General features: G+C 75.5%; 10 protein-coding genes. 8 read left to right on the forward strand and 2 right to left on the reverse strand.

From position 1 onward, the window contains the following. Positions 1 to 13: 13 nt before the first annotated feature. From AC5L3Z_RS03800 to AC5L3Z_RS03810, 3 genes are all read left to right on the forward strand, one after another. Positions 14 to 1,366, forward strand: a complete 1,353-nt coding sequence (locus AC5L3Z_RS03800) for a dipeptidase (protein ID WP_494839606.1) — start codon at positions 14 to 16, stop codon at positions 1,364 to 1,366. Positions 1,367 to 1,443: 77 nt separating this feature from the next. Further along, positions 1,444 to 1,650, forward strand: coding sequence for a hypothetical protein (locus AC5L3Z_RS03805; protein ID WP_334525651.1), 207 nt, complete (start codon positions 1,444 to 1,446; stop codon positions 1,648 to 1,650). A gap of 98 nt (positions 1,651 to 1,748) precedes the next feature. Continuing rightward, positions 1,749 to 3,332, forward strand: coding sequence for an ATP-dependent DNA ligase (locus AC5L3Z_RS03810; RefSeq protein WP_494839472.1), 1,584 nt, complete (start codon positions 1,749 to 1,751; stop codon positions 3,330 to 3,332). Positions 3,333 to 3,389: 57 nt separating this feature from the next. Here AC5L3Z_RS03810 and AC5L3Z_RS03815 read toward each other — a convergent pair whose 3' ends face one another. Beyond that, a complete protein-coding gene (locus AC5L3Z_RS03815) occupies positions 3,390 to 4,211 on the reverse strand; it encodes an SURF1 family cytochrome oxidase biogenesis protein (protein ID WP_494839473.1) in 822 nt (273 codons plus the stop codon). A gap of 164 nt (positions 4,212 to 4,375) precedes the next feature. Between AC5L3Z_RS03815 and AC5L3Z_RS03820 the strand changes: the two genes are divergently transcribed. Further along, positions 4,376 to 5,740, forward strand: coding sequence for a cobyrinic acid a,c-diamide synthase CobB (locus AC5L3Z_RS03820; RefSeq protein WP_494839475.1), 1,365 nt, complete (start codon positions 4,376 to 4,378; stop codon positions 5,738 to 5,740). Continuing rightward, positions 5,737 to 6,306, forward strand: a complete 570-nt coding sequence (locus AC5L3Z_RS03825) for a GNAT family N-acetyltransferase (protein ID WP_494839477.1) — start codon at positions 5,737 to 5,739, stop codon at positions 6,304 to 6,306. Before AC5L3Z_RS03820 ends, AC5L3Z_RS03825 begins: the two co-directional genes overlap by 4 nt. Before the next feature lie 99 nt (positions 6,307 to 6,405). Here the strand turns inward: AC5L3Z_RS03825 and AC5L3Z_RS03830 are convergent, their stop codons facing one another. After that, positions 6,406 to 8,538, reverse strand: coding sequence for a transglycosylase domain-containing protein (locus AC5L3Z_RS03830; protein ID WP_494839478.1), 2,133 nt, complete (start codon positions 8,536 to 8,538; stop codon positions 6,406 to 6,408). 133 nt (positions 8,539 to 8,671) lie between these two features. Here AC5L3Z_RS03830 and cobC point away from each other — a divergent pair, with 133 nt between their 5' ends. The 3 genes from cobC to cobA are packed head-to-tail and all read left to right on the forward strand — an operon-like array spanning position 8,672 to position 12,203. Continuing rightward, positions 8,672 to 9,832, forward strand: a complete 1,161-nt coding sequence (gene cobC / locus AC5L3Z_RS03835) for an Rv2231c family histidinol phosphate aminotransferase CobC (protein WP_494839480.1) — start codon at positions 8,672 to 8,674, stop codon at positions 9,830 to 9,832. Beyond that, positions 9,832 to 10,938, forward strand: coding sequence for a nicotinate-nucleotide--dimethylbenzimidazole phosphoribosyltransferase (cobT, locus tag AC5L3Z_RS03840; RefSeq protein WP_494839607.1), 1,107 nt, complete (start codon positions 9,832 to 9,834; stop codon positions 10,936 to 10,938). Before cobC ends, cobT begins: the two co-directional genes overlap by 1 nt. Next, positions 10,935 to 12,203 carry a uroporphyrinogen-III C-methyltransferase gene (cobA, locus tag AC5L3Z_RS03845; protein ID WP_494839482.1) on the forward strand — a complete coding sequence of 423 codons (1,269 nt, stop codon included), beginning with the start codon at positions 10,935 to 10,937 and terminating at the stop codon, positions 12,201 to 12,203. Before cobT ends, cobA begins: the two co-directional genes overlap by 4 nt. Positions 12,204 to 12,349 lie beyond the last annotated feature (146 nt).

The following is a 12,349-nucleotide window of genomic DNA, read 5'->3' on the forward strand; positions in this document are numbered from 1 at the left end:
GACCACTCCGATCATGTCCGAGTCCGAGGTACGGGCCGCCGTCGAGCGGGAGATGCCCGGCGTCCGTGCCGACCTGGAACGTCTCGTCCGCATCCCGGGCATCGCCTTCGAGGGCTTCGACCACTCGCACGTGGAGCGCTCCGCGGAGGCGGTCGCCGAACTGCTGCGCGGCTGCGACCTCGACGTCAAGATTGTGCGATCCGGCGGGCAGCCCGCGGTGATCGGCAGGAAGGCCGCCCCGGCCGGCGCCCCGACCGTGCTGCTCTACGCCCACCACGACGTGCAGCCGGTCGGCGACCTGTCGCTGTGGGAGTCCGACCCGTTCGAGCCGGTCGAGCGGGACGGCCGCCTCTACGGCCGGGGCGCCGCCGACGACAAGGCCGGCATCATGGCGCACATCGCGGCGCTGCGCGCGTTCGGCGACCGGCTCCCGGTCGGCGTGGTCCTCTTCATCGAGGGCGAGGAGGAGTACGGCTCCGACTCGCTGGAGCGGCTCCTGGAGGAGCACCGCGAGGAGATCGCCTCGGACGTCATCGTGATCGCCGACTCCGGCAACTGGGACATCGGCGTGCCGGCGCTGACCACCTCGCTGCGCGGCATCGTCAACTGCTTCGTCGAGGTGCGCACGCTGGACCACGCCGTGCACAGCGGCATGTTCGGCGGCGCCGTGCCGGACGCCCTGACCGCGCTGGTCCGGCTGCTCGCCACGCTGCACGACGACGCCGGTGACGTGGCCGTCGAGGGCCTGGTCGGCCGGGAGGGCGCCGCCGTCGACTACCCGGAGGACCGGTTTCGCGCCGAGGCCGGGCTGGCCGAGGGCGTGCAGCTCATCGGTACCGGCCGGATCACCGACCGGCTCTGGACCAAGCCGGCCCTGGCCGTGCTCGGTGTCGACGCCCCGGCCACCGGCGAGGCCCCGAACGCGCTGGTCCCGGCCGCCAAGGCCAAGCTGAGCGTACGGCTGGCGCCGGGCGACGACCCGAAGCGGGCGTACGAGGCGCTCCGCACCCACCTGGAGAAGCACGCCCCGTGGGGTGCCCGGGTGACGGTCAGCTTCGAACACGACGGCGACCCGTGCGTCATCGACGCCGCCGGTCCGATGTTCGACGCCGCCCGCTCCGCCTTCCGCGGCGCCTGGGACGGCACCGACCCGGTGGACATCGGCGTGGGCGGCTCGATCCCGTTCATCGCCACCTTCCAGGAGATGTTCCCGCAGGCGGCGATCCTGGTCACCGGCGTGGAGGACCCGCACGCGCGGGCGCACGGGCCGAACGAGAGCCTGCACCTGGGCGAGTTCGCCCGGGTCTGCCTGGCCGAGGCGCTGCTGCTCGCCAACGTCGCCCGGGCGGGGGGACAGGTCGGTTAGGTGTCGGAACCGTAACTTCGGGGCCGATGTCGGAGTTTGCGGTGTGTCGGGCGGCGGGCTGTTATAGCCTTTCGAACATGCGTACGAACGACGTCATGGCGCGACTGGAAGCCGCCGTCAGTGCTCTGGGGGACCTCGACGTCTCCGCGTGGCCCGAGGACACGCTCAAGGAACAGCTCGGCGATCTCTCGGCCGCGCTGGTCGCCCTCGACGGTGTGCTCTCCCGGGTCGCCGAGGAGGTCCGCGCCCGGGGCCTGCGCATCGAGGAACCCGTCTCCGCCTGACCCGCACGGCCGCGTGCCGCGCGGGTCGCCGCGTCCGCGAAACGGCCCGGGCACGGCAATGCCCGGGTGGTGTCGGGGGTGGCTGGCAGGATGAGGCCGTGCGGTTCCTCGACCTGGCGGCCACCTCCGCGGCGGTCGGCGCCACCAGTGGCCGGCGGGCCAAGGTGGCGCTGCTCGCCGAGGCGCTGCGGGCGCTCGACCCGGCCGAGGTTCCGGCCGGCTCCGGCTACCTCGCCGGCGAGCTGCGCCAGCGGCAGACCGGCGTCGGCTGGGCCGGCCTGCGTGACCTGCCCGCCCCGGCCGCCGAGCCCACCCTCACCGTGGCCGCCGTCGACGCGGCGGTCGAGCGGATCGCGGCGGTACGGGGGGCCGGCTCGCAGGCCCGCCGCCGGGAGCTGCTCGGCGCGCTCTTCGCCGCCGCCACCGCCGACGAGCAGCGGCTGCTGGTCGGGCTGTTCAGCGGCGAACTTCGGCAGGGTGCCCAGGCGGGGCTGCTCGCCGACGCGATCGCCGCGGCGGCCGAGGTGCCGGTGGCGGCCGTGCGCCGGGCCCTGCTGCTCGCCGGTGACCTGCGCGCCGTCGCGGTGGCCGCGCTCTCCGGCGGCGCCGCCGCGCTGGCCGGCTTCAGGCTCCAGGTGGGCCGCCCGCTCGCCCCGATGCTGGCGCAGAGCGCACCCTCGGTCGACGCGGCCCTCGACGCCACCGGCGTCCCGGCGGTGGTCGACGTCAAGCTGGACGGCATCCGCATCCAGGCGCACCGCTCCGGCGACGAGATCGCCGTCTTCACCCGCAGCCTCGACGAGATCACCACCCGGGTCCCCGAGGTGGTCGCGGCCGTCCGCGCGTTGCCCGCCCGCGAGCTGGTCCTCGACGGCGAGGCGATCGGTTTGGACGCCACCGGCCGGCCCCTGCCCTTCCAGCAGACGTCCAGCCGGGCCGCCCGGCGCATCACGCCCAGCACCACCGGTCGCTCCCCGGTCGCCCCGGCCGTGGTCGCCGCCGCCGAGACCACCGGCGCGACGGTGCTCACGCCGTACTTCTTCGACCTGCTGCACCTCGACGGCGAGGATCTGATCGACCTGCCCGGCCGGGAGCGGTGGGCCGCCCTGGCCGGCGCGGTCGACGAGTCGCTGCTGGTGGGGCGCCTGGAGGTGGCGGGCCCCGAGCAGGCCGCGGCGGCCTTCGCCGCCGCGCTCGACGCCGGCCAGGAGGGCGTCGTGGTCAAGGCGCCGGACGCGCCCTACGACGCGGGCCGTCGCGGCGCGGCGTGGGTCAAGGTCAAGCCCCGGCACACCCTCGACCTGGTGGTGCTGGCGGTGGAGTGGGGCAGCGGCCGGCGACAGGGCTGGCTCTCCAACCTCCACCTCGGCGCCCGCGACCCCCGCACCGGCGACTTCGTGATGCTCGGCAAGACCTTCAAGGGTCTCACCGACGAGCTGTTGCGCTGGCAGACCGAGCGGTTCCTCGGGCTCGCGGTCGAGCGCGGCGACTGGGTGGTCCGGGTCCGCCCCGAGCAGGTCGTCGAGATCGCCTTCGACGGGGTGCAGACCAGCTCGCGTTATCCCGGCGGGATGGCGCTGCGGTTCGCCCGGGTGGTGCGCTACCGCGACGACAAGGCCGCCGCCGAGGCCGACACCATCGACACGGTCCGGGCGATCCACACCGGTCGGGCCGGCGGCTGAGCCGACCGCAGCCGGGTCACCGGACGTCGGGGGCGGACCGCATGGCCGGTCGACGGATCAGGCGGACGCCGCCGGTTCGGCGGCCCGGTCGACCGGGGTCTTCGGCGTGTCCAGCCCGGCCGCGCGGCGGGCTTCACGGCGGGCCACCCAGCCGTAGCCGAAAAGCGACATCACCGCGAAGATCCACCACTGGATGACGTAGCCGTAGTTCTGCCAGTTGTTGGTGTGCCCGATCGGCACCGCGCGGAAGGCCGGGTCGTCGGCCGGGGTCTGCTCGTCCAGCAGCAGGTAGGCCCCGTGCACCGGGTACGGCAGCTCCCGGGCCAGCTTGCCGACGGCGATCCGGCGGGTCTCCAGCCGGCCGTCGCGCCGACTCACCTCGCTCCCGCGGGGCTCGCTCGGGTGCACCCGGCCGACCACCGTCACCTCGCCGGTCGGCAGGTCGGGGACCTGCGGCATGGCCACCGCGCCGCCGGGCGCCGGCGGGATCCAGCCCCGGTCCACCAGCACGGCGGTGCCGTCGGCGAGCACCAGCGGGGCGAGCACCTCGAAGCCGACCTTGCTCTCGACCGTCCGGCCGCGGACCAGGACGACGTTGTCGGCGTCGTACCGGCCGGTGGCGGTGACCCGGCTCCACTCGACCCGCTCGGCGGGGGCCGCCCCGACCGAGCCGGCCCCGCCGGTCGGCGCCGGCAGCGCGTCGCGCAGCGGCGCGGGGGCCATCCGGCTGCCGGCGTCGATGCGTTCGTTGACCGCCGTACGTGCGTGGTAGCGGTCCAGCTGCCAGTTGCCGAGCATCACCATCACCGCGGCGGCGACCAGGGTCAGCGCGAGCGCGCCCAGCCAACGTGGGGTCAGCAGGAACCGGTACACAGCCACGAGGCTACCCGTATGACCGGCACCACTGACCGCGACGGCCCGGTGGGACGGGCCGCTCGGTGGCCGCCGTGCGTCGGTGCGGACGGGTATGGTCACGCGAGCGGATCACCGTCCCGTTCCTCCCGGTCCGCGCACCACCCCCTGTCGCCTGCGAGGAGTCGCTGATGACCGCCGTGCCGCGCCTCGTGCTCAGCGCGCCGTCCTCCGGACACGGCACCAACGCCCTCTCCATCGGCCTGCTCGCCGCCTTCGCCGACCGTGGGGTCGACGTCGCCGGTTTCAAGCTCGGCCCGGACCACGTCGACGCCGCGTACCTCGGGCTGGCGGCCGGTCGTCCCGGCCGCAACCTGGATCCGCGGCTGGTCGGCGCCGAGCGGCTGGTGCCGCTCTTCGCGCACGGCGCCGCCGGGGCCGGCCTCGCCGTGGTGCAGGGCACGATGGGCCTCTACGACTCGGTCGCCGGGCGTCCGGAGACCGAGTCGACCGCGGCCGTGTCCGCCGTCCTGCGCAGCCCGGTGGTGCTGGTGGTGGACGTGGCCGCGATGGGCCAGTCGGTGGCGGCCCTGGTGCACGGCTTCCGCTCGTACGACGAGCAGCTCTGGCTCGGCGGGGTGGTCCTCACCCAGGTCGCGTCCCCCCGGCACGAGACGATGCTGAGGCAGGCGCTCGACGACATCGACGTGCCCGTCTACGGCGCCCTGCGCCGGCACGAGCTGCCCCCGGTGCTGCCCTCCCGGCGGCACGGCGTGGTGCCCGTGGTGCGGCGGGACGCCGAGGCGGTCCGGGCGGTGCGGCGTCTCGGCGAGGCGGTGGCCGGCACGGTCGACCTGGAGCGGTTGCTGGCGCTGGCCCGGTCCGCGCCGGCTCTGACGGTCGAGCCGTGGTCGCCGGACGCGGGGGAGCCGGACGGCGGCGCCCCGGTGGTGGCGCTCGCCGCCGGGCCGGGCGGCAGTTACAGCTACGCCGAGACGGCCGAGCTGCTCCGCGCGGCCGGGGCCGAGGTGGTCGCCGTCGATCCGCTGCGCGACGAGACGCTGCCCGCCGGGGCCCGCGCGCTGGTCGTCGGCGCCGGCCTGCCCGAGTCGTACGCCCGGGAGCTCTCCGCCAACCGCCGGCTCTGCATCGCGGTGGCCGAGCTGGCGCGCACCGGCCGTCCGGTGCTCGCCGAGGGCGCCGGCCTGCTCTGGCTGGCCCGCGAGCTGGACGGGTTGCCGATGTGCGGGGTGCTCGACGCGGTCGGCGCCACCCGGGACGGCCTGGTGGTGGGTTACCGCGAGGCGACCGCCCTCAGCGACAGCGTGGTCGCCGGGACGGGCACGGCGGTGGTCGGCTACAAGCAGCACGGCGCGGTGCTCACCCCGCGCGCCGGCCAGCGGGCCGCCTGGAGCTGGGACGGCGGTTCCCCGGAGGGCTTCGTCTGGCGGGGTGTGCACGCCTCGCAGCTCGGCCTGCACTGGGCGGCCCGGCCGGGGATCGCCACCCGGCTGGTGGCGGCGGGGGTGGCCGAGGGTGTGGGAGCGCCCGCGTGATCGGGCAGGTCGCGGTGCGTCGGTTCCCGGCGCTGACGGTCTCCACCCCGCGCACCGAGGTGCGTCAGCTGACCGCCGGGGACGCCAAGGCGGTCGACGAGATCTTCGCCGACCGGCAGACCCAGCGGTGGCTGCCGGTGGCCGAGTCCGCCGGGCGGATCGAGGGGCACGCCTGGTGCACGGAGCTGGCCCGGCAGCGGCGGGACAGCGGGGACGGTGACCACTACGCGGTGGTGCGGCGGGAGGACGCCCGGGTGGTGGGCTGTCTGTGGACCCGGCGCACCGACTGGGGCGCCCGGCTGACCGAGGTGTCGTACGCGCTCGCCCCGCACGCCCGGGGCTTCGGGCTGGCCGCCGAGGCGGTGGACGCGCTGGCCATCGCGCTGATCCTGGAGCACGGGCTGCAACGGGTGGAGGTGCGGGTGGCGCCCGGCAACGTGGCGTCCCGCCGGGTGGCCGAGAAGGCCGGCTTCAGCTACGAGGGCCTGCTGCGCAACGCCGGGTTCGTCCGCGGCGCCCGGGTCGACCTGGAGCTGTGGTCGCTGGTCAGGGCCGACCTGCACTAGGGGATGCCCCGGGAGCGCGGATCCGTCCGAAGTGGACGCTGGACGGGGTTCGCGCCAGGAACCGCACCGTTCCTGACGCGAAACTCGTGGCCGCCCCGGTCACCCCACCATGCGGTCGGAGGGTGGGGTGAAGTCGCGGGTCGGGCTGCCCTTCAGGGCGTCGCGCAACGTCTGGGCGACCGCGTGGATCGGGATCTGGGACTGGCCGTCGCCGACGGCGTTGAACGGGTTGTCCGGGTCGGCGATGAAGCTCGCCGCGGCCAGTTCGGGGGTGTAGCCGACGAACCAGGCCGACCGGGTGCTGTCGGTGGTGCCGGTCTTGCCGGCCACCGGACGGCCCACCGTGCCCCGGACGCTGTCCGCGGTCGACCAGCCGCCGCAGCCGCCCCGGGCCGGGGTGTCACCGGTCGGGCAGCGGGCGGCGTCGGTGGCGGCCCGGGCGGCGTCCGCGTTCACCACCTGCCGGCAGCGCGGCTTGGCGACCTCCCGCTCGATCCCCCCGAACGTGCGGTACGTGGCGGGGGTGCCGTCGCGGTTGGTGATCGAGTTGACCGGCATCGCCTCGCAGTACCGGCCGTCGGCGGCGATCGCGGCGTAGGCGTTGGCCATCTCCAGCGGGGTGGCGTCGGAGACGCCCAGGGTGAACGCGCCCCACTTGCTGGCCTTCGCCGGGGAGGCGTGGTCCCGGTCCACGTCGGTACGCCAGCGCAGGCCGAGCTGTTCGGCGAGGCGGACCGCGCGCTCCGCGCCGACCTGCTCCTCCAGCTTGACGAAGTACGTGTTCACCGACTTGCCGAAGCCGGACCACATGGTCTGCCGGCCGGTCATGGCGGCGCTGGCGTTGGAGGGGGCCCACCCGTCGTACACCCGGGACTGGTACCGGTACGGCGAGTCGTACTCGGTCGACAGGGGCATCCCGGCGTCCAGCGCGGCGAGCATCGGGAACATCTTGAACGTGGAGCCGGCCTGGTAGCCGGGGAGGCTGCCGCCGCCGAGCAGTGGCGCCACCGTGTTCGGGTAGTTGGCCTTGACCCTGGGGTCGGCCTCCGGGTTGGAGGAGGGGCCGTTCTCGCTGAGGTCCAGTGAGTAGTTGCGGTTCACCGCCATCGCCTTGATCCGGCCGGTGCCGGGTTCGGCCACCACGATGCCGTTGGCGAAGGGGCTGCCCACGCCCTCCTTGGCGCTGACGTTCTTCTCGGCCGCCGCCTGGGTCTTCGGGTCGAGGCTGAGCACGATCCGGTAGCCGCCCCGGCGCAGCTTGTCCATGCGTTCCAGCCGGTTCTCGCCGAACGCGGGCTGGGCGCTCCACCAGTTCTTCACGTAGTCGCAGGCGAAGCCCCAGGTCTGGTACCTGCTCGGCAGCGAGGTGCAGTCGTTGGGCGGGTTGGTCACCCGGGTCCGGATCGGTTCGGCCTTGGCCGTCGCGGCGGCGTCCGGGGAGAGGTAGCCGAGCTGCGCCATCCGCTCGAGCACGTAGTTGCGCCGGTCGGTGGCGTCCTTCTTGTCGGAGGTGATCGGGTCGTACTCGGAGGGGGACTTGACCAGGCCGGCGAGGGTGGCCGCCTCGACCGGGGTGAGGGTGGCCGGGGTCTTGGAGAAGAAGATCTCGGCGGCGGCGTAGATGCCGTACGCCCGGTGGCCGAAGTACGCCGAGTTGAGGTAGCGCTCCAGGATCTGCTCCTTGCTGAGCTCCTTCTCGATGTCCAGCGCCATGCGCATCTCCTTGACCTTGCGCAGGCTGGTCTGCTGGGTGGCCTCCTGGACCTCTTTCGGGGTGGTGGCGCTGTCCCGCAGCGCCATCCGGACGTACTGCATGGTCAGGGTGGAGGCGCCCTGGGAGACGCCGTTGGAGCGGGCGTTGGCCACGAAGGCGCGCGCGACGCCCTTCGGGTCGACGCCGCGGTGCTGGTAGAAGCGGTTGTCCTCGGCGGCGACGATCGCCTGCTGGATGTTCGGCGACATGTCCGACAGCTTCGTGTACTGCCGGTACTCCTCGTAGAACATGGTCAGGATCGTCCTGCCGTCCGGGGCGTAGAGGTACGACGTCTCGGCCGGCAGCGCGGTGCGCAGGATGTTGGTCTTGTGCTCCATCGCGTGTGCGGTGGCCTTGGCGCCGAGACCGGTGAAGGCGGCCACCGGGTAGGCCACGGCGGCGATCACGAGGCCGGCGATGAGGCCGGCGCGGAGGAGCGGAACGGAACGACCAGCGGCAGCAAGGGGTCGGTTGCTCACAGGGTCAAGTTATGACATTTCCGATTCGGAAATGAGAAGAATTCATAAACGGCCGTCCGTGCTGGCCGGTGGTGACGTGGCCCACGCCGGGATCCGCTGTCCCGTACGGCGGCTTCCCGGCAGGATCGCGGACATGCGTGGTCAGCTGATCGGTGCGGAGTGGGGCGCCGAGGACGAATCGAGGCCGGACCGGGACCCCGGAGCGCCCGGGTCGGTGCCGGACACCGGGCCGACGCCGGGCGCCGACGGCGAGCCGGACCTCGGGCACCACGGGGACGCCGAGGCCACCCCGGGCCTGATCGACCTGGCCGTCAACGTCCGGCGCGACCCGATGCCGGAGTGGCTGGCCGACCCGCTCACCGCCTCGTTGGCCGACCTGGCCGCGTACCCCGACCCCCGGGCCGCCCGGGCGGCCGTCGCCGCCCGGCACGGCCGTCCCCCGGAGGAGGTGCTGCTCACCGCCGGCGCCGCCGAGGGCTTCGTGCTGCTGGCCCGGGCGCTGGCCGGGGTGCGCCGACCGGTGGTGGTGCACCCCCAGTTCACCGAGCCGGAGGCGGCGCTGCGGGCCGCCGGGCATCCGGTGGAGCGGGTGCTGCTCGACCCCGCCGACGACTTCCGCCTGGACCCGACCCGGGTGCCGGCCGACGCCGACCTGGTGATGGTGGGCAACCCGACCAACCCCACCTCCGTGCTGCACCCCGCCGCCGACCTCGCCGCCCTGGCCCGGCCGGGCCGGGTGCTGGTGGTCGACGAGGCGTTCGCCGACACCACCCTGACGCCGGGCGTCGACGGCGAGCCGGAGTCCCTCGCCGGCCGGCGCGACCTGCCCGGCCTGGTGGTGGTCCGCAGCCTGACCAAGACCTGGGGCCTGGCCGGCCTGCGGATCGGCTACCTGCTCGGCGAGCCGGCGCTGCTGGACCGGCTCGCCGCCGTCCAGCCGCTCTGGGCGGTCTCCACGCCGGCGCTCGCCGCCGCCACCGCCATCGCGTCGCCGACCGCCGTCGCGGCCGAGCGCGCGATCGCCGCGCGCCTGGCCGCCGACCGCGACCACCTGGTCGCGCGCCTGTCGGCCCTGCCCGGGGTACGCGTCGCGGGCCGCCCGGCCAGCGCCTTCGTCCTGATCCACCGGCCCGGCGCCGACCGGGTACGCGAGCAGCTGCGGGAGCGCGGCTGGGCGGTACGGCGCGGCGACACCTTCCCCGGGCTCGGCCCGGACTGGCTGCGGATCGCGGTCCGCGACCCGGCGACGACCGACGCGTTCACCGCGGTTCTCGCAGAGATCCTGGAGGCATGATGCTGGAGACCACCATCGCGGCGATCGGGCCGCTCGACGAGTCGGCGATGGCCGCCGCCCGCGACCTCCAGGGGCGGTTGACCAAGCCCGCCGGTTCCCTCGGCGCGCTGGAGGACCTCTCCGTCCGCCTCGCCGGGCTGGCCGGTTCCTGCCCGCCGCCGCTGCCCGAGCCGGCCGCGGTGGCGATCTTCGCGGGCGACCACGGCGTGCACGCCCAGGGGGTGACCCCCTGGCCGCAGGAGGTCACCGCCCAGATGATCGCCAACTTCCTGGCCGGCGGGGCGGTGGTCAACGCGTTCGCCCGTCAGGCCGGCGCCTCGGTCACCGTGGTCGACGTCGGCGTGGCGACCCCGCTGCCGGTCGATCCCGCCGCCGGGCCGGACGCGCCGGGCGGAGTCGACGGGACGGCCGCCCGCACGGGCTCGCGGCTGGTCACCGCGAACGTCCGGCGCGGCACCCGGGACATGACGGTGGTCGCCGCGCTCACCCGGGACGAGGCCCGGGCGGCGGTGGAGACCGGCATCCGGATCGCCGGGGAGCTGATCGACGCCGGGGCGGGCGTCCTGCTCACCGGTGACATGGGCATCGGCAACACCACCCCGGCGGCCGCCCTGATCGCCGTCTTCACCGGCGCCGACGCCGCCGAGGTGACCGGGCGGGGCACCGGCGTGGACGACGAGACGTACCGGCGCAAGGTCGGCGTGGTCCGGTCGGCGCTGGACCGGCACCGGCCCGACCCGGCCGACCCGCTGGGCGTGCTGGCCGCCGTGGGCGGCCTGGAGCACGCGGCGCTGGCCGGTCTGATCCTCGGCGCCGCGGCCCGCCGGGTGCCGGTGCTGCTGGACGGCGTGATCGCCGCCGCCGCCGCGCTCGCCGCGGCGGCCCTCGCCCCGGACGCGGTCGGCGCGATGGTCGCCGGGCACCGCTCCGCCGAGCCGGGCGCCACCGCCGCGCTGCGCCACCTCGGGCTGGACCCGCTGATCGACCTCGGCCTGCGGCTCGGCGAGGGCACCGGCGCGCTGCTGGCCCTGCCGGTGGTCACCGGCGCGGTGCGGGTAGTGCACGAGGTCGCCACGTTCGACTCGGCGGGGGTCTCCGAGAAGTGAGCGCCAACCCGTACCCCCTCGGCCTGCGCCTCGCCGGGCGGCGGGTGGTCGTGGTGGGCGGGGGAGCGGTCGCCACCCGTCGGGTGCCGGCGCTGCTGGACGCGGGCGCGGACGTCCTGCTGGTCGCGCCGGAGCTGACCCCCGCGCTGCGCGGCCACGTCGACGCCGGCCGGCTGCGCTGGGAGCCGCGCCGCTTCGCCCCCGCCGACCTGGACGGCGCCTGGCTGGTCCAGGTCGCGGTCGACGATCCGCTCGCCGCCGCGTCGGTCAGCGCCGCCGCCGCCGAGCGCCGGATCTTCTGCGTACGGGCCGACGACCGGGCCGCGGCCACCGCGTGGACGCCGGCGGTGACCCGGCACGGTCCGGTCACCGTGGCGGTGCTCGGCGGCGGCGACCCGCGCCGGGCGATGGGGGTCCGGGACGCGATCCGGGACCTGCTCTCCGCGAGCAGGGGTTCCCCGTCGACGCCCCCGGCGGTCGACACCCCCGCCCGGGGCGGGGCCGCCCCGGTGGGGCCGGCACCGGCCGGCGCGCGGCCGGCCGGGCGGGTGGCGCTGGTCGGGGCGGGCCCCGGCGACCCGGAGCTGATCACGGTCAAGGGGTGGCGCCTGCTCACCGAGGCCGACGTGGTGGTCGCCGACCGGCTGGTGCCCGGGCTGCTCCTGGACGAGCTGCGCCCCGACGTCGAGCTGGTCGACGCCTCGAAGATCCCGTACGGGCCGTCCCGGGCCCAGGAGGAGATCAACCGGATCCTGGTGGACCGGGCACTGGCCGGCAAGGTCGTGGTCCGGCTCAAGGGGGGCGACCCGTACGTCTTCGGCCGGGGCGGCGAGGAGCTGCTCGCCTGCGCCTCAGCCGGCGTACCGGTGACCGTGGTACCCGGGGTGACCAGCGCGGTCGCCGTGCCGGCGGTGGCCGGCATCCCCGTCACCCACCGGGCCGTGGCACACGAGTTCACCGTGGTCTCCGGGCACGTCGCGCCGGACTCCCCGGCCTCGCTGGTGGGCTGGGAGGCCCTCGCGGGGCTGCGCGGCACCCTCGTCGTGCTGATGGGGTTGAAGAACCTGGCCGCGATCACCGCCACCCTCGTGGCGCACGGCCGGGACCCGGCCACCCCGGTCGCGGTCGTCCAGGAGGGCACCACCACCGGCGAGCGGACCCTCCGTTCGACGCTGGCTGCGGTCGCGGCGGACGTGGTGACGGCGGGCCTGCGCCCACCCGCGATCGTGGTGATCGGCGACGTGGTCGGCACCCTCGACACCTGACCCACCCCACCCGCCCGGCCGCCGGCCGTCCGTCGGCCCGTACCGTCGGCCCTCACCGTTTGCGGCGTGTCGCGGTGTCCGCCCGCCCGGAGACCGCGACCCGCCGCGAAGCGCGGTGACGGCGTGCCGGCGGGCGGATGCGCGAC

It is taken from the genome of Micromonospora sp. LZ37, assembly GCF_059359015.1.